15 protein-coding genes are annotated in these 17781 nt (G+C 72.6%); 4 read left to right on the forward strand and 11 right to left on the reverse strand.

Going from position 1 to position 17781, the window contains the following annotated elements:
* Nucleotides 1-20: 20 nt before the first annotated feature.
* Together GE115_RS06525 and GE115_RS06530 are read right to left on the reverse strand one after the other, a co-directional pair.
* Entirely contained in the window at nt 21-536 is a 516-nt protein-coding gene (locus GE115_RS06525; RefSeq protein ID WP_376765698.1) for a putative immunity protein, read from the reverse strand.
* Between the two features lie 29 nt (nt 537-565).
* Nucleotides 566-1033: a DUF6194 family protein gene (locus GE115_RS06530; protein ID WP_153684006.1), complete on the reverse strand. Its 468-nt coding sequence runs from the start codon at nt 1031-1033 to the stop codon at nt 566-568.
* A gap of 61 nt (nt 1034-1094) precedes the next feature.
* On the opposite strand from GE115_RS06530, the gene GE115_RS06535 reads away from it, so the two are divergent.
* A complete protein-coding gene (locus GE115_RS06535) occupies nt 1095-1880 on the forward strand; it encodes a MerR family transcriptional regulator (RefSeq protein ID WP_312854964.1) in 786 nt (261 codons plus the stop codon).
* On the opposite strand, the gene GE115_RS06540 is transcribed toward GE115_RS06535, so the two are convergent.
* Complete coding sequence (locus GE115_RS06540) at nt 1846-2520, reverse strand: LuxR C-terminal-related transcriptional regulator (RefSeq protein WP_312854965.1); 675 nt, start codon at nt 2518-2520, stop codon at nt 1846-1848. The two genes, GE115_RS06535 and GE115_RS06540, sit on opposite strands and share 35 nt — an antisense overlap.
* Nucleotides 2513-3736, reverse strand: a complete 1224-nt coding sequence (locus tag GE115_RS06545) for an ATP-binding protein (RefSeq protein WP_153684007.1) — start codon at nt 3734-3736, stop codon at nt 2513-2515. The genes GE115_RS06540 and GE115_RS06545 overlap by 8 nt, the downstream gene beginning before the upstream one ends.
* A 104-nt stretch (nt 3737-3840) precedes the next feature.
* On the opposite strand from GE115_RS06545, the gene GE115_RS06550 reads away from it, so the two are divergent.
* Complete coding sequence (locus GE115_RS06550; protein WP_153684008.1) at nt 3841-5460, forward strand: PspC domain-containing protein; 1620 nt, start codon at nt 3841-3843, stop codon at nt 5458-5460.
* 1 nt (nt 5461) lies between these two features.
* Nucleotides 5462-5854: a hypothetical protein gene (locus GE115_RS06555; protein WP_153684009.1), complete on the forward strand. Its 393-nt coding sequence runs from the start codon at nt 5462-5464 to the stop codon at nt 5852-5854.
* A 22-nt stretch (nt 5855-5876) separates the two neighbouring features.
* Here the strand turns inward: GE115_RS06555 and GE115_RS06560 are convergent, their stop codons facing one another.
* From GE115_RS06560 to gabT, 7 genes are all read right to left on the reverse strand, one after another.
* Nucleotides 5877-7496 carry a DUF8189 domain-containing protein gene (locus GE115_RS06560; RefSeq protein WP_153684010.1) on the reverse strand — a complete coding sequence of 540 codons (1620 nt, stop codon included), beginning with the start codon at nt 7494-7496 and terminating at the stop codon, nt 5877-5879.
* A 410-nt stretch (nt 7497-7906) separates the two neighbouring features.
* On the reverse strand, nt 7907-9481 hold the full coding sequence (locus tag GE115_RS06565) for an APC family permease (protein ID WP_153684011.1): 1575 nt from the start codon (nt 9479-9481) through the stop codon (nt 7907-7909).
* Complete coding sequence (locus GE115_RS06570; protein WP_312854966.1) at nt 9478-10362, reverse strand: universal stress protein; 885 nt, start codon at nt 10360-10362, stop codon at nt 9478-9480. Before GE115_RS06570 ends, GE115_RS06565 begins: the two co-directional genes overlap by 4 nt.
* Nucleotides 10359-11741: a flavin monoamine oxidase family protein gene (locus tag GE115_RS06575; protein WP_153684012.1), complete on the reverse strand. Its 1383-nt coding sequence runs from the start codon at nt 11739-11741 to the stop codon at nt 10359-10361. The genes GE115_RS06570 and GE115_RS06575 overlap by 4 nt, the downstream gene beginning before the upstream one ends.
* 14 nt (nt 11742-11755) lie before the next feature.
* Nucleotides 11756-13225: an NAD-dependent succinate-semialdehyde dehydrogenase gene (locus tag GE115_RS06580; RefSeq protein ID WP_153684013.1), complete on the reverse strand. Its 1470-nt coding sequence runs from the start codon at nt 13223-13225 to the stop codon at nt 11756-11758.
* Nucleotides 13226-13319: 94 nt separating this feature from the next.
* The gene (locus GE115_RS06585) at nt 13320-14645 is read right to left on the reverse strand and encodes a Glu/Leu/Phe/Val family dehydrogenase (RefSeq protein WP_153684014.1); all 1326 of its coding nucleotides are present in this window, start codon (nt 14643-14645) and stop codon (nt 13320-13322) included.
* Nucleotides 14642-16024, reverse strand: coding sequence for a 4-aminobutyrate--2-oxoglutarate transaminase (gene gabT, locus GE115_RS06590; protein WP_153684015.1), 1383 nt, complete (start codon nt 16022-16024; stop codon nt 14642-14644). Before gabT ends, GE115_RS06585 begins: the two co-directional genes overlap by 4 nt.
* Before the next feature lie 130 nt (nt 16025-16154).
* Here gabT and GE115_RS06595 point away from each other — a divergent pair, with 130 nt between their 5' ends.
* Nucleotides 16155-17714, forward strand: a complete 1560-nt coding sequence (locus GE115_RS06595; RefSeq protein ID WP_153684016.1) for a PucR family transcriptional regulator — start codon at nt 16155-16157, stop codon at nt 17712-17714.
* Nucleotides 17715-17781 lie beyond the last annotated feature (67 nt).

Below are 17781 nucleotides of genomic sequence, written 5' to 3' on the forward strand. Positions count from 1 at the left end.
GATGGGCATCCTCCGCCGCATCACCCCCGTGCGAGCAGCGCCGCCTGCAGGTCGCGGATGACCGTACCGAGCACGCCGGAAGCGAGCAGGCCGCGCCCGAGCGGACCCGAGGCGTCTGCCCCGAGGAGCGGTAGTCGCCGCAGGGCCGCGGCGGCCTCCGGCGACAGGTGATCGAGTTGCCAGCCGACCTCGTCGGCGACGGCGTCCGGCCGACCGGGCGCCGCCGAGCCGGCGGCCTTCGCCGCATAGGCTGCCGCGCCGAGCGCGTGCGCGCCCATATGCGCGACGGCGGCCGCCTGCGCGGCGGCACGGGCGGCCGCGACCGCCGCGGGGCCCGTCACCGCGTGCGCCGCACGCCCGGCGACGAAGCGGCGGCGGATCTCCTCTGCCGCGCCCAGCTCGCCGCGGGCGAACGCGCGGGTGCGGGCGATGGCGTCGCGCGCACGCGCATCGTTCGGAGCCTCGGCCTCGAACAGCGGAAGCACGCGTTCGGCGCAGTCCGCCGCCCAGCCGGCCACCAGGCGACGATCGGCCACCGTCAACGCCTGCGGGGAAGCCGCGGACCTCATGCCGGGCGCCCCGGCCGATCAGCACTCGACGCACGTCGAGTCGCACGGGCCCGCGCCGCCTCGTGCGCCTCGCGCAGCAGCGCGAGCACGAGGTCGCCCGTCCGCTCCCCCGGGCCGACCACCGACACCCATCCCTGCGCCCCGTACACGGGGTGCAGGACGACGACGTCGGGCTCAGCCGGATCCGCGCCGGAAGCGGCCAGTCGCCGCGCCGCGTCGCGGCCGACGTGGATGTTCACGCGGAACCGGTCGGGCGCATCGAGCCGCGAGGCCTCGTCGCCGGGATAGTCCTTCGTGATGATCGTGCCGTACGGCTGCGTGCGCTCGGGCATCACGCCGTCGGGCGCGAAGAAGAAGAAGGCATCGCCCCACGCCAGCTCCGGGAACGGACCGCCCTCCTCGGGGACGACGACCAGCGCACCGTCGAACCCCTGAACCGCATCGATGATCTGCTGCATCTCCATGGTTCCATCGTGACCTTCATGTGCTTATGTGGAGTTCGACCCGCGATTCCGGGGAGAAACCGTGTCCAATCCTCCATTCAGCACCGCCGACCTCGGCCGGCTCGTGGGCTATTCGACGCAGCAGGTCCGCGACCTGGAACGCCTCGGCGTCCTCCCCGCCGCCGAACGTGCGGCGAACGGCTACCGACGGTTCGGCGAGCCGCACCTCGTGGCGATCCAGGCGTACCGTGCGCTCGCGGCGGCAGTCGGCCCGGTCGAGGCGAGGCGGCTCATGCCCGCCCTGCTCCCGGCGCCGGTCGATGAGGCCGCCGAACTCGTCGACGACCTGCACGCCTCGATCGCCCGAGAGCGTGCGAACGTCCGTGCGGCGCGCAGCGGGCTCGACGTCGTCCTCGCGGAGACCGAGGCGCCCTTCGACGACCGCGACGCCATGACCGTCGGCGAGCTCGCCCAGGCCCTCGGTGTGCGCGCGTCGGCGCTGCGGCATTGGGAGCAGGAGGGACTCGTCCACCCGGATCGCACGCGTCCGTCGCGAGCCCGGCGCTACGACGCGCGCGCGATCGCCGAGGCGAGGATCGTGGCCGCACTCAGGGCCGGCGGCTACGGCATCCCGGCGATCGCTCGCGTGCTCGGCGACCTCCACGTCGGCGGGCTGACCGCGCCGGCGCGCGACCTGCTCGACGAGCGACTCGACGGCCTCACGCGGCGAAGCATCCGCCTGCTCGAGGCATCCGCGCAGCTGCACCGGCTGCTCGAGGACCGCCGCGACCACCGCGCGAACGACCCGGCCGACGAGCGCGCCCACGCCGCCGCTACAGCAGCCGCCGCGCCGTCGCCCACGCCGTGAGCTCGTGCCGCGACGAGAGCTGGAGCTTGCGCAGCACGCTCGACACGTGCGTCTCGACCGTCTTCGTCGAGATGAACAGGGTCGCGGCGACCTCTTTATAGGCGTAGCCGCGCGCGATGAGGCGCATGACCTCCTGCTCGCGCCCCGAGAGCCGGTCGAGCTCGTCGTCGGCCGCGGCGACCTCGCCGCCGGCGGCGCCGAAGGCGTCGAGCACGAAGCCCGCGAGCCGCGGCGAGAACACCGCGTCGCCGGACGCGACGGCGTGCACCGCGCGGCTCACCTCGTCGCCCGATGCGCCCTTCGTGATGTAGCCGCGGGCGCCGGCACGGATGACGCCGACGACGTCCTCGGCCTTGTCGGAGACGCTGAGCGCCAGGAACCGGGTCGACGGCACCTCGGACGCCGCCCGCCGGAGCACTTCGGCACCGCCCGCGAGCGAGGCATCCGCACCCCCGGGCAGGTGGACGTCGAGCAGCACCACGTCGGGTCGTTCGCGCAGGACGACCTCGATCGCCGACCCGACATCGGATGCCTCGCCCACGACGTCGATCGAGGCGTCGAGGTCGGCGCGCAGGCCCGACCGGAAGATCGAGTGGTCGTCGACGACCACGACTCGCAGGCGCGCTCGCTCATCAGCCACGTGGGGCCTCCGTCTCGTATCGCAGGTGCACCTCGGTACCCTCGCCGCCGGCACCGCGAGCGACCGTCGCGCTGCCGCCCGCGCGCCGCATGCGGCCGATGATCGACTCGCGCACGCCGAGCCGGTCCTGCGGCACCTCGGCCGGATCGAAGCCGGCTCCGCGGTCGCGGACGTACACGTCGACGGCGCGAGGCGATCCCTCGAGGTAGACCGTGACGTCACCGCCCGCGTGGCGCGCGGCGTTCAGCATGGCCTCGCGCGCCGCGGCCGCGAGTTCGCCGCTGGCGCGCTCCTCCGACATGCCGACCGCGACGACCTCGATGCGAACCGCATAGTCGAGTTCGAGGGCAGCGGCGAAGTCGCGCAGGTCGGTCGCGAGATCGCTGTCGGCCGAGGCATCCCCGTCGTGCAGCCAGCTGCGCAGCTCGCGCTCCTGGGCCCGCGCGAGGCGCCCGGCGTCGCTCGACGCACCCGCCCGGTTCTGGATGAGCGCGAGCGTCTGCAGCACCGAGTCGTGCAGGTGCGCGGCCATCTCGCTGCGCTGCTCATCGCGGATGCGGCGCACCCGTTCGTCGGTGAGGTCGCGCCAGAGTCGCACGAAGGCGGGCGCGTACACGAGGGCGATGCCGATGAGCACGACGAGTGCGGCGACGAGCGCCGTGACCGGCTGCACCCGCGCGGCACCGAGCATGAGGGCGCCCGCGAGCACGAGGAGCACGACGGTCAGCACGATCCGCACGGGGAGCTCGACCCGCGGCCCGCGTTCGGGGTCGGTGCGGTCGATGAAGCCGACCCAGGCTCCTGCACCGACGGCGGCGAGCACGGCGAGGGCCGTCGCCGGGATCCACTCCGTGGCGTCGGCGGACGGGCGCGTCGTCGCGAGCACGATCGCCACGAGCGCCGCGACGACCGAGAGGGACGTCAGCACGATCGCGACGGGCGCGCGCCGCACGACCCGACCGCTGCCGGACGCGCCGGCGTCGCTCGCGCCCGCCATGCGCGAGGCGCCCGGCTCCCCCGGCTCCGCCCACGGCGTCAGCGCCCAGAGCCACGCGTACAGCAGCACGCCCGCGCCGCCGAGCAGCGCGGTCGCCGCGAACGCGAGGCGCACCACGAGCACGGGCCAGCCGAGGTGGTCGGCCAACCCGCCTGCGACCCCCGCGACGAGGCAGTCGCGCCGGCGCACGAGCCGGCGCACGGGCAGGGCGGTGGACATGTCGACCAGTCAACCAGCACCCGGAGGCGCCGACCCGGGGAATCAGGGTCGAATCAGGGAACCACCCCATAGCACGTGCCGGCGCGCTCCGCGAGCATCGAAGCATGGCACCCACCCCGACGACACCGCCGCCCTCCCCCGAGGCCGGCGAGCAGCATCCGCCCGCAGCCCCGCCCTCGCCGCCCGGCGGAACCGGATTCTTCGACTGGGTGCGCACCCTCGACGTCCCGCGCCGACCCGGCTGGATCGGCGGCGTCGCGGCCGGCGTCGCGGCGAAGCTGAACATCGACCCCGTGATCGTACGCGGCGTCCTCGTCGTGTTCGCCCTGTTCGGCGCGCCCGCGTTCGTCGCCTACGGCGTCGCCTGGCTGCTGCTGCCCGACGAGCGCGGACGCATCCACCTCGAGCAGGTCATCCACGGCGTGTGGGACCGCGCGCTCGTCGGCATCGGGCTGTTCCTGCTCGTCGGCGTGCTGCCGTGGGGCGGATGGTGGGCGACGTGGAATCCCTTCTGGGACGGCCCCGGCTTCAACCCGCTGAACCCGCTCGGACTGAACCTCGCACCGATCGCCTGGACCATCTTCGGGCTCGCCGCGATCGCCGCCTTCGTGGTCTGGGTCGTGCGCCGCGTGAAGGCGGATGTCGCGTACCAGGGCCCCGCGGCACCGGCGACGCCGGGTGCCGCTTCCGCGCCGGCCTCCGAGTCCGCCTCCGCTTCCGATTCCGATTCGATGACGGATGCCTCGCGGCCCGCGTCGTCCGCCGCGTTCGTCACGTCGACGGATGCCCCGGTCGCCGACCCGCTGCCGCCGACGGCCCCCGCCCCTCCCACGCGACCCGTGGGCCAGGCCGGCCAGGCCGGGACCGCGGAGTACGACGCGTGGCGCACCCAGTACGACGCGTGGCGCCTCGAGCACGACGCATGGAAGCGCTCGCAGGCCGAGGCCAACCGGGCCGCACGCGCCCGCGTCTCGGCCGAGAACCGGGCGCAGGCCGTCGCCTTCCAGGCGCAGGCCGAGGAGGCCCGGCGCATCCGCCGGCTCACCCGCCCGCGCACGAGCTTCCCCTACGTCGTGGCGACCCTCGGAGCGGGCCTCCTGGCCGGGGCCGCGGCATCCATCGCGGCGCTCGCGTCGCCCGAGCAGGCGCCGTGGGCCGTGCCGATCGGACTCGCCGCGACGACGCTCGTCGTCGCCCTGTCGATGGTGCTCGCCGGCATCCTGCGCCGGCGCAGCGGCTTCCTCGCCTTCGCGACCGTGGTGCTGCTGGTCGCGACGCTCGGAGCCGCGGCCGTGCCCCGGCCGGGCGATCTCGTGATCGGTGGCGTCTCCGGGCCGATCCGCGACACCACGCTGATCCAGCCGGTCGGCAGCGTGCGCCTCGCACTCGACGCCGAGTCCGCCGCGGCCGAACCGAGCATGGAGGTGGTGCAGGGCGCCGGCACCATCAACGTCGAGGTGCGCGACGGCGTGCGGCTCGAGCTCGACATCCAGTGCGGGTCGTGCTCGGTGTCGCTGCTCCGCGGAACCTCCGAAGGCTGGGAGTCGTTCGACGGGACGCAACTCACGGCGGGCGTGGGAAGCGCCTCCAGCTGGCATCGCGTGATCGGGCGGGGCCTGCAGTTCGGCGACGTCGACGCGACGCTGACCATCCGTGCCGGCGCGAGCCGCATCGAGCTCATCGAGTTCGTCGACGACGCCGCAGACCACCGACAGGAGCCGTGACATGACCGACGACACGACGAAGCCGCTCGGCGACGACCCGACGAAGCCCCTCGACGCCCCGACCTGGACCTTCGAGCGCGAGCCCGAGGCATCCGTCGCCGGCGCGCCCGTGCCGCCGCCCGCTCCCGAGCCCGAGGCATCCGTGGCGCCGCCGTTGCGGCCGCGCGTCCGCTGGGCCGGCATCATCTGGGGGCTCGTGTTCGCCGCGATCGCGGCCACCCTGCTCGCCGTTCTGACCGACCCCGCCCGCCGGGATGCGGCGACCGACTGGTGGACCGGCCTCTCCCCCGCCGGGTTCGCGCTCACGGCCGTCATCGTGGTCGGCGCCCTGCTGCTCGTCGCCGGCGTCGCGGGCCTCGCCCGCCGGGCCTCGCGCAGCGCCTCCGAGCGGTAGGCGCGGACTTGGTGAAGCGGGATCAACCCATGACGCTCCAGGCGCTGAAGCTGCTACCGGGTGCTGCCTGTCCCGCACCGGAAACAGCATTCCCTGCGGTGGCCGCATACACGCCGAGAAGCCCCAGGGGGGTCATGACTGCGGCGGGATCCGACAACGCTCCGCCCCCGCGGCGCCCGATCTCCTGCCACGGTGCGAAGCTCCCAGCCGGGACGGCCTGATTCGTGCCGACGATGATCGATCCCAGCGTGCGGCTGTAGACCACCACAAGACCGCTCGGCGTCATCAGAACAGCTGGCGACCCGATGAGGTCGCCACGCAATTCGGCGACCGGTGCCCATCCGCCGAATGCCGCTCCAGCCCTCGCCTGCGTGGTGTACACGATGGTGCCGTCAGCAGTCGCAGACACGACCGTTGCGACCCCTGCCGGCGAGAGCACGACGGCCGGATCTCCGCTGAGGCCCGCGCCTCCCACCCCGACGGTGGACCAGGCCCCGAACGGCCCATCGACAGTGGTCTGCTTTGTCGTCATCACTACGCTGTCGACGGTTCGTGTGAAGACCTGCTGGAGGCCATTCGGGTACGTGATTACGGCCGGCTTTCCGCTGGCCCGAGGTGCACCGACCCCGACTGCTGCCCACGGGCCGAATGCGGAGAGCGGCGCGACCTGACGGGTGATGCCGACATTTCCATTGTCCACCGCGGCGAGGAGGGACATCCGACCGCTGGCTGAGACCACGACCGACGGCCGGCCGACGATTCCGGCCCCTCCCACCCCCATCGGCTCCCAGGCGCTGAACGCGCCACCGGGCACCGACTGGCCGGCGCCGACCACGGTGCCACCCTGCAACGCGTAGCCACCGAGCTGTCCACTTGGAATCTGGATCATCGCAGGCGGCTCCGCGATCGCGCCAGCGCCGTACCCGATCGGCACCCATGGGTGGAATGACCCGCCCGGCGCCGGCTGATTGGTTCCGTAGAGTACCCCCTGTCGAACCTGGTACAGCGCGATGATGCCGCTCGCGAGCACCATCGCGACCGGTGCAATGGGTTCCCCGGTGATGAACTTTGTGAAGTCGACTCGACTGCCGCCCGCTGTGAGGCCGTGAATGTGAAGATGGATGCTTCCGCCATAGTCGGCCTGATTCGCCGACGCTCCCGACCTGCCGACGATCTGCCGCGTGTAGTAGTGCCCTTCGCTCGAGAACGCCGACAGATGCTGGAAGACGACGGCGACCAGATCACCGGCCCCCTCTCCCGTCTGGCGGGGAATCTGTCGCGGGACCGGAGTATCGAGAGTCAGGATCGCACGACGTCCAGCGCTTCCGACCCATCCCGCGGCCCACTCGCCGGTGCCGCCTTGTGTGCGTAATGTTCCTGATGCGGGCGCGGGCAACCCTGTGGCATAGGCGAGCGGGTAGTCGGTACCTCCGAGCGAATAGCTGAGGTGGTCGAGCCAGGTGCCCGTGACCTGCCATGCGGAGAATGGGTTGTAGAGTGTGCCACCATTCGCGTGCGCGGGCGCAGCTCCGAACAGGTTCCCTCCTACCGTGCCGAGCCCCGCAAGACCCGCGAATCCCGCGAGCATCGCCCGCCGGCTGATCGTCCTCCCGTCGGCTGGGTTCGTGTCGAAACTCCGCATCCCGCACCTCTCCCGTGATCGGCCCTCGATTCAGCCATCCGAACCGGGGTGCTGCGGCTCCGATCGCGCCGCAGGCCAGCGCGAGCGCACCCGCTGAGCGTGACGGTGAACCGGACGAGCATCTCCAGCCTCGCCCAGAGTCCGCTTTCTCAGAGGAGGGGACATGGCGAGCCGTGATCATGAAAGCCATCGCCGCACATCCGGCGGCGGGCGAGGCATCGCCCGCGCGGGCAGCTTCGCCGCCTTCACGTTGGAGCCGATCGGTAGCACCGGAACCGGTCATGACCCGGTTCCAAGGCCGGAGCGTGCCTCGGATGCGAGGGACCCCCGCACGGGCACGGCCCCCGCATGACGAACCGCCCGCCGAGTGTCGTCGGCGGGCGGTTCCGCGTGGCGGGGTGGCCTGGGAGCTACGCCTGCGCCACGTCCTTCGACAGCCGTTCGCCGCGGAAGAACTCCGGGCGCTTGAACCGCTGCCAGATCATGATGACGACGCCGGTCGCGAGGATCACGATGCCGAGGATGAACACGAGGCCGACGCCCGCGATGTTCGAGCCGCTGCCGTACGAGGGGTCCATGCTGTCGATCAGGGTCGTGAAGAACAGGACCGTCAGGATGAGCCCGCCGACCAGCGGCGCGAACAGCCGGAAGAACGCGTTGCGGAAGCTCGCGAACCACGTCTTGCGGAAGTACCAGACCGCCGCGAACGCCGTGAGGCCGTAGTAGAAGCAGATCATCATGCCGAGGGTCGTGATGGTGTCCCAGAGCACGTCCTCGCTGACGAAGCGCATGACCGTGTAGAAGCCGGCGGCCACGATCGCCGAGACCACCGTCGCGTAGCCGGGCGTGAAGAACCGCGGGCTGACGCTCGCGAACTTCGACGGCAGCGCGCCGTAGTGGCCCATCGCCAGGAGCGTGCGCGCGGGCGACACGAACGTCGACTGCAGCGACGCCGCCGAGCTCGAGAGCACCGCGAGCGACATGAGGATCGCGACCGGCCCGAGGATGGGGCCCGCGAGGTAGAAGAAGGCGTTCTCCTGGATCTCGGGGTTGCCGAGGCCGACACCCGTCTCGCCGATGCCCGCGAACGCGAGCGCGCCCATCGCGACGAACAGGTAGATCGCCACCACGATGGTCACCGTCAGCGTCGCCGCGCGGCCCGGCGTCGTGTTCGAGCCGCGCGTCTCCTCGTTCATGGTGAGCGTGACGTCCCAGCCCCAGAACACGAACAGCGACACCGACAGGCCCGCGACGACCGCGGTGAACGAACCCACCTCGAACGGGTTGAACCAGCTCAGCTCGACCTGCGTCGGGTCGAACGCGGTGCCGTTCGCGACGTGCCAGAACGCGGCGACGCCGAAGCCGATCATGACGAGCAGTTGAAACCCGACGAGCCAGTACTGCACCTTCTGCGTCGTCTGCATGTCGCGGTACGAGATGAGCGTCGCGCCGAGGATGAAGACGAGGCACGTCGCGACGTTCACGAACGGGTTGCCGACGAGGTTCGCGAGGTCGGGGTTGTTGAACGCCTGCGCGAGCGCGAGGTAGAAGAACTCGACCGCGATGCCCGCGAGGTTCGAGAGCACCACCACCGTCGCCGCGATGAGGCCCCAGCCGGCCATCCAGCCGATCCACGGGCCGAAGGCCCGGGTCGCCCACGTGAACGAGGTGCCCGAGTCGGGCATGGCGCTGTTGAGCTCGCGGTACCCGAAGGCGACGAGCAGCATCGGGATGAATCCGAGCAGGAAGATCGCGGGCAGCTGCGTGCCGACCTCGGCCACGGTCGGGCCGAGCGCGCCGGTCAGGGTGTACGCGGGCGCGATGCACGAGATGCCGATGACGATCGCGCCGATGAGGCCGACCGATCCGGCCGACAGGCCCTTCTTCGAGAGCCCGTGCTCCGAGCCGTCGACCGCGGCGCTGGCCGAGGTCAGCGGCGCGTGCGGCTCGGGCGAGGAGGCGGGTGCGGGGGTCGGATGCGTCATCGCTCCGTCTTTCGAGAGGTTCGGGGTACCACGATCAGCGGCACGGGGAGTTCGCGGAGCATCTTCGACGCCGTCGAACCGAGGAACAGCCGGGTGGGTGCGGCGAGCCGGCTCGACCCGACGAGCACGAGCTCGCCGGCGTGCCAGTCGAGGGCCTTGACGGACTCCTCGATCGTGTCGCCCGTCGCGACCGTCGCGGTCGCGTCGACCCCGGCCGGCAGGGCCGCGCGGGCCTCGTCGAGCACGCGCTGCGCGCCGACCGCGCTGGTGAGTTCGACGAGTCCGGTGTCGACGCCAGCGGGCAGGTCGACCGGCACCAGCGACAGCAGTCGCAGCGGGGCGTGCAGGGCCGCGGCGAGCGCGACCGACGAGTCGAGCACGGCGCCCGGCGTGGTGCCGACGGCCGCGGTGATGCGGGTGACGCCCTGCGCGATCGGCACCTCGCGAGCGCCCGATGGCGCGAGCGCGACCGGCACGTCGGAGGAGTGCAGCAGCTCATCGGCGACCGACCCGATGCGGGTGCGCCCGAACAGGCCGCCGCGCGCCGTGCCGACGACGATCAGCGATGCGTCGAACTCGTGCGCGGCATCGAGGAGCCCGGCGGCGAACGACGCCGCGTAGCGGATGTGCAACGACTGCGGCACGGTGTCGCCGAGCGACGCGGATGCCTCGGCGAGCCAGCCGCGCGAACGCTCCTTGACGTGGCGCTCGTAGCCGGGATCGGGCGGCACCACGCCGCCGCGCGCCTCGATGGGCAGCACCATCACGACCTCGAGCAACGCCTCGGAGGCCGCGGCGATGCGCGCGCCGAGGGCGAGCGCGTCGGCGCCGGCGTCGTCGGCGGTGTAGCCGACGAGGATGCGCCGTCCGGGCTCGCTCACCGCGTCTCCTCGATGACCCGGTCGGCGACGAGCCGGCCCATGCGGATCGCGCCGTCGACGTGCTGGTAGCCCTTGCCCGCCATGTCGGAGCAGGCGAACGAGATCGGGCCGACCGGGATGCGCAGGTCGGCGCCGTATCGGGCGAGGCCGCCCATGTCGAAGCTCGCCGCGTACGCGCCGCGGGTCCACTCCTCGCTGCCCCAGTCGCTCTCGTAGTAGACGACCGGGTTGAGCGCCTGCTCGCCGTAGTAGTGCGACAGAGACTCGAGGATGCGCGCCTTGCGCTCCTCCGCCGGCAGCGAGAACACGCCGTCGGCCTCCTCGTCGGAGACGAAGCCGACGAGCGTGCCGCGGGTGTCGCCGTGGTTCGTGTTGTCGTACGCCTCGTGGCTCAGCTCGTACGGGCTGAACGCGGTGCCCGACAGGCCCTGCTCGCGCCAGAACGGCGTCTCGTAGACGGCGTGCACCTTGATGACGAAGCCCATCGAGAGGTGCTGGTGCAGCTGCTGTTGCCGGCGCGGCAGCGGCGGCTCGTACGAGATGCGGCTGTAGAGCACGGGGGCGAGCGCCAGGATGACCCGCTGCGCGTGCACCTCGATCGAGTCGGTCACGACGGTGACGCCCGAGCCCGGGGCATCCGTCTCGTCGTCGACGCCCGACCAGCGGATGGTGCGCACCGGCTGGCCGAGCTTCACGGCGTCGCCGAGTCGCCCGGCGAGCCGGATCGGCACCTGCTGGAGGCCGCCCACGACGCGCTTGTCGAGGATGAAGTCGGCATCGACGAGGTGCGAGAACGAGCCCGCGGATGCCGCCATGAGCAGCGCCTGGAGGGCCGAGAACGCGTGCTCGGGCTTGGTGAGCATGGCGCCGGCGATGAACATGCCGATGTTCAGCCGCGCCTCTTCGTCGTCGGTCTGCGTCTCGAGCCAGTGCGAGAAGGAGATCTCGTCGAGCTCCTTGGCGCGCGGGTGCTCCCACGGGGCATCCGGGTCGATCTCGGCGACGAGCGCGTCGAGCTTCTCGATGAGGCCGACGATCTCGTCCTCGGTGCGCTCGGGCACCGGGAAGATCTCGCCCTCGAAGAGGTGCCGCACGCCGTCCTTGTCGATGTAGACGTTCTGGCCCTCGCGGTAGCGCTCGTAGGTCTCGAGGCCGAGCTCGTCGAGCGTCTCGATCAGCGCGTCCTGGTCGGGCGAGACCCACTGGCCGCCGATCTCGAGCATCGCGCCGTCGATGTCGTCGGTCCAGAGCCGGCCGCCGACGCGGTCGCGGGCCTCGAGCACGACGACCGAGCGGCCGGCGTCCTTCAGTCGGTTCGCGGCCGTGAGCCCGGCTGCGCCGGCTCCGACGACGACGACGTCGCAGTCGATGCGTTCCATGGTTCCTGCTTCCTTCACCCGACGGGGATGAGCGTGTACTTGGTGTCGAGGTACTCGTGGATGCCCTCGAAGCCGCCCTCGCGGCCGATGCCCGACTGCTTGACGCCGCCGAAGGGGGCCGCCGCGTTCGAGACGAGGCCGGTGTTCAGGCCCATCATCCCGGTGGCGAGGCGGTCGATCATGCGGTGGCCGCGCGCGAGGTCCTGCGTGAACACGTACGAGATGAGCCCGTACTCGGTGTCGTTCGCGAGCCGCACGGCGTCGTCCTCGGTGGCGAAGGTGGTGATGCCGAGCACGGGCCCGAAGATCTCCTCCTTCAGCAGGCGCGCATCGGCCGAGACGTCGCCGAGCACCGTCGGCGCGTAGAACGAGCCCGCGCCGTCGATCGGCGCTCCCCCGACCAGGACCTTCGCGCCCTTGTCCACGGCGTCCTGGACCAGCTCGTCCGTCGAGGCGACGGCGTCGGCGTCGATGAGCGGGCCGATCGCGACGCCGTCGTCGGTGCCGCGGCCGACCTGCATGCCCTGCACGCGCTCCGAGACCCGGCGCGCGAACTCCTCGGCGACCGACTCGTGCACGATGAAGCGGTTCGCCGCGGTGCACGCCTGCCCGATGTTGCGGAACTTCGCGACCATCGCCCCGTCGACCGCCTGCTCGAGGTCGGCGTCCTCGAAGACGACGAACGGCGCGTTGCCGCCGAGCTCCATCGACGTGCGGAGGATGCCCTGTGCGGCCTGGCGCATGAGGTTGCGGCCGACCTCGGTCGATCCGGTGAACGAGAGCTTGCGCAGCCGCGGGTCGGCGATGATCGGGCCCGACAGCTTCGACGAGCTCGAGGTCGTGACGACGTTGACGACGCCGGCCGGCAGCCCGACCTCCTCGAGCAGCTGCACGAACGCGATGGTCGTCAGCGGTGTGAGCGCTGCGGGCTTGACGACGACGGTGCATCCGGCGGCCAGGGCGGGCGCGATCTTGCGCGTCGCCATCGCGAGCGGGAAGTTCCACGGCGTGATGAAGAACGACGGGCCGACGGGGCGCTGCGAGACCACGATGCGGCCGGTGCCCTCGGGGTTGAGGCCGTAGCGGCCGGTGACGCGAACGGCCTCCTCGCTGAACCAGCGCAGGAACTCGCCGCCGTAGTTCACCTCGCCGCGGGCCTCGGCGAGCGGCTTGCCCATCTCGAGGGTCATCAGGAGCGCGAACTCCTCCTTGCGCGCCATGAGCGTGTCGAACGCCCGGCGCAGCAGCTCGGCGCGCTCGCGCGGGGCCGTGGCGGCCCAGGCGTCCTGGGCGGCGACCGCGGCGTCGAGCGCGCGCATGCCGTCGGCCGGCGAGGCATCCGCGATGTGCTTCACGACCTCGCCCGTCGACGGGTCGGAGACGGTCATCGTGCGGCCGTATTCGGCGTCGACCCATTCGCCGCCGATGTAGAGGCCGGACGCGACGCGGTCGATGAGGTCGGATTCGTGCGTTGCGAGGGTCATGCTGCTCCGTTCGTGGGTGGAGATCCGGTGGAAGGACTTCCGGTCGGTGTGGATCCGTTCGAGGGCCGCGGCCGGCGCCGCGCGGATGCCCCGGTCAGGGGTACAGCCCGCGGAGGCGGTGCGCCTCGGCGACGCGTTCGACGGCGAGCGCGGTCGCCGCGGTGCGAAGCGACAACCCCCTCGCCCCGGCGTAGCCGAGCACGTGCTCCCACGCGTTCAGCATCCGCTCCTCCAGTCTGCTCTCGACCTCGTCAGCGCGCCACCAGTACGCCTGGTTGGCCTGCACCCATTCGAAGTAGGAGACGATCACGCCGCCCGCGTTGGCGAGGATGTCGGGCACGACGAGCACGCCCTGCTCGCGCAGGATGCGGTCGGCGGCCGGCGTCGTGGGGCCGTTGGCGCCCTCGACGACGACCTTCGCGCGCACATCGGCGGCGTTGGCCTCGTGCAGGACACCCTCGACGGCCGCGGGCACGAGCAGGTCGACGTCGGCGGTGAGCACCGCGTCGCGGTCGAGCTCGTCGGCCTCCGCGAAGCCGACGACCGAACCGGTCTCGCGCACGTGCGCGATGAGCGCCTCGACGTCGAGCCCGCCGTCGTTCGCGACGGCGCCGTACTGGTCGCTCACGGCCCGCACCCGCACGCCGGCCTCGGCGAGGAAGCGCGCCGTGTCGGCGCCGACCTTGCCGAAGCCCTGCACCGCCGCCGACGACCGCGCCGGCTCGAGACCCGCGTGGCGGAGAGCTGCGAGCGCGATGTGCGTGACGCCGCGGCTCGTGGCCGACGCGCGGCCGAGCGAGCCGCCGAGCGCGATCGGCTTGCCGGTGACGATGCCGGGCACGGTGTAGCCCGAGTTCACCGAGTAGGTGTCCATCATCCAGGCCATCGTCCGCTCGTCGGTGCCGATGTCGGGCGCGGGGATGTCGCGCTCGGGGCCGATGATCGGCAGGATCTCGCTCGTGTATCGGCGGGTGACGCGTTCGAGCTCCGCGGTCGAGTGCGCACGCGGGTCGATCGCGATGCCGCCCTTCGCGCCGCCGTACGGCACGTCGAGCAGGGCGCACTTCCACGTCATCCACATCGCGAGCGCGCGCACCTCGTCGAGGTCGACGTTCGGCGCGTAGCGGAGACCGCCCTTGGCGGGGCCGCGCGAGAAGTTGTGCTGCACGCGGTAGCCCGTGAAGAGCGTGGTCTCGCCCGAGTCCGTGCGAAGCGGCACGGCGACGGTCAGCTCGCGGCGCGGGGTCGCGAGCAGGCGGTGCGTGCCGTCGCTGAAGCCGAGCAGCGCGATGGCCTCGGCGAGCTGGGCGCGCGCGTCGTCGAGCGGGGTCGCGATGGGCGCGGCGGCGCCTTCGCGAGCGCGTCGAACGGATGCCTCGTGCGAGGCTGCGGCGACGTCGTTGTCGGTCAGCGTGGTCATGCGGTCGCGAGCCCCTCGGCGCGGAGCCCCTCGGCGACGACGCCGATGCCCTCGATGAGCAGGTCGTCGTCGATGGTGAGCGGCGGTAGGAAGCGGATCACGTTGCCGTAGGTGCCGCAGGTGAGCAGCACGACGCCGTTGGCGTGGGCGTACGCGGCGACCTTGGCGGTGAGCGCCGCGTCGGGTGCGCCGGTCGCGGGGTCGACGAGTTCGATCGCGACCATCGCGCCGCGGCCGCGGACGTCGCCGATGCGGGCGTCGGCGGTGCGCAGCGCGTTCAGGCGGCCGAGCAGCACCGAGCCGATCTGGCGGGCGCGTTCGATGAGGCCGTCCTGCTCGTACGACTCGATCGCGGCGAGCGCGGCGGCGCACGCGAGCGGGTTGCCGCCGTACGTGCCGCCGAGGCCGCCCGCCATCGCGGAGTCCATGATCTCGGCGCGGCCGGTGACCGCGGAGAGGGGCAGGCCGCCCGCGATGCCCTTCGCGGTCACGACCAGGTCGGGCACGATGCCCTCGTGGTCGCTCGCGAACCAGGCGCCCGTGCGGCCGAAGCCGGTCTGCACCTCGTCGGCGATGAAGACGACGCCGTTGGCGTTCGCCCACTCCACGAGCGCGGGCAGGAAGCCGGCGGCCGGGACGATGAACCCGCCCTCGCCCTGGATCGGCTCGATGATGATCGCCGCGAGGTTCTCGACCCCGACCTGCTTCTCGATCTGCGAGATGGCGCGGGCCGCGGCATCCGCCCCGCCCAGCCCGCCGTCGCGGTACGGGTACGACAGCGGCGCGCGGTACACCTCGGGCGCGAACGGCCCGAAGCCGCTCTTGTACGGGATGTTCTTGGCGGTCAGCCCCATCGTGAGGTTCGTGCGGCCGTGGTAGGCGTGGTCGAACGCGACGACGGCCTGCTTCTTCGTGTGGTGGCGCGCGATCTTGATCGCGTTCTCGACGGCCTCGGCGCCCGAGTTGAAGAGTGCCGAGCGCTTGACGTGGTCGCCCGGGGTGAGCTCGTTGAGCTTCTCGGCGACCGCGACGTAGCCCTCGTAGGGCGCGATGGTGAAGCACGTGTGCGTGAACGCGTTCAGCTGCGCCGTGACGGCCTCGACGACGCGCGGGTTCGAGTTGCCGACGCCCGTGACGGCGATGCCCGAGCCGAGGTCGATGAGCGAGTTGCCGTCGGCGTCGACGACGACCCCGCCGCCGCCCGCGACGATCGAGACGGGCAGCGTGTGCCCGACGCCGGATGCCACGGCCGCGGCCTTGCGGGCGATGAGCTCCTGCGAACGGGGGCCGGGGATGGCGGTCACCAAGCGGCGCTCCTGCACGAGCGCGGGCCCGCCGGCGGTGCCGGTGACGGTGGACACAGAGTCGACGATGGTCATGGTGGCTCCTGCTTCGATGCGAGACGGCTGGGCGACTCGGCCATGGTAGGCACCGCGAATCGGATGCCGCTCCACCCGCGTGTACACTCGACCGAGGTTTCTTCGACGCCTCGTATACCGGAGGAAGGCCATGCAGCCCACCGTGCGCTCCATGCTCGCGCTCGACGACCTCGCGCTCGAGCTCGTCGTCGACGCCACGGCGCTGCCCGACGGCGCACTCGACGTTGCGGTCGGCTGGGCGCACTCCTCCGACCTCGACGACCCGACGCCGTTCCTCGACCGCGGGCACGTGCTGCTCACGACGGGCACGCAGTTCGGACCCGACGCCGGAGCCGACGACCCGGCCGGCTTCGACGCCTACGTCGCGCGCCTCCGCGAGGCCGGCGTCGCCGCGCTCGGCTTCGGCACCGAGGTGATCCGCGACGGCACGCCCGCGCTGCTCGTCGAGGCGTGCGCGCGGCACGGCATTCCCCTGTTCGAGGTGCCCTACCGGGTGCCCTTCATCCGCGTGGCGCGCACGGTCGCCGACCTGAACGCGGCCGACGCGAACGCACGCCAGGCCTGGGCGCTGCAGGCCCAGCGCGCGATCTCGCTCGCCGCCTTGCGCCCCGACGGGCTCGGCGCGACGATCGCGGAACTCTCGAACCGCCTCGACGCGTGGATCGGCCTGATCGACGCCGCCGGCGCCCTCGACCGCGAGGCGCCCGCCGGCGGGCTCGACCAGCCCGCCCTCGGCGAGGTCGTCGGCGAGGCGCGGTCGCTGCTCCGCCGCGGCCAGCGCGCGAGTCGCGTCATCGACGCGGGGGCATCCGTGGGCCGGCCGCATCGGGTGACGTTGCAGACCCTCGGCGCCGGAGGCGCCCTTCGCGGCGTGCTCGCGATCGGCGACTCGGCGCAGCTCGACGCGGCGGGGCGCGAGGTCGTGACCGCGGTCATCGCCCTCGCGGGCCTCGCGCTCGAGCAGAACCGCGACCTCGATCGCGCCCGCGGGCACCTGCGATCGGGACTGCTGCGCTCGATCCTCGCCGGCGAGGTCGACCTCGCGGCCGGGGTCGCCGGCGAGATGTGGGGCGCGCTGCCGAGTCCGCCGCTGCGGGTCGCCGTCGTCGACGCGCCGGCCGAGCACGCCGACCGGCTCGCCGAGTTCCTCGAACTCCGCGTCGACGAACGCGACGGGCACCTGTTCTTCGGCCGCGACGGCGACACGGTCGTGCTGCTCCTCGAAGATGCGGATGCCTCGCTGCCCGACGAGCTGGCCGACGAGTTCGACGCCGCCGTGGGCGTCTCCGACGCGATCGGCTCGCTCCGCGGGCACGTGGCGTCGGCGCACGAGCAGGCCCTGCGGGCCGTCGAACGGGCCCGCGAACAGGGCTCGGTCGTCGTCGCGTTCGAGGAGATCAGCCGGCAGGGTGTACTGGCGTTCCTCGCGCGGACCGACGCGAGGGCCGTCGCCCGCGCGACGCTCGCGCCCCTCGCCGACCACGACGCCGCGAACGGCACGGCCCTCGTCGAGACCGTGCGCACCTGGCTCGAGCACGGCGGGCAGTTCGACGCGACCGCGCAGCAACTCGGCGTGCACCGGCACACGGTGCGCAGCCGCATCGCACTGGCCGAGCGGCTCCTCGGCCGCGACCTCTCGGGGTTCCACGCGCGCGCCGACCTCTGGGCCGCCCTCCTCGCGGTCGAGTAGCCCGCACCCTTCCGCGCAGCGCCGGTCGCGTGAGCCGCCGCACCCTTCCGCCCCCATGCGCCCCGGC

The sequence above is a fragment of the Agromyces agglutinans genome (assembly GCF_009647605.1).
GTDB lineage: Bacteria > Actinomycetota > Actinomycetes > Actinomycetales > Microbacteriaceae > Agromyces > Agromyces agglutinans.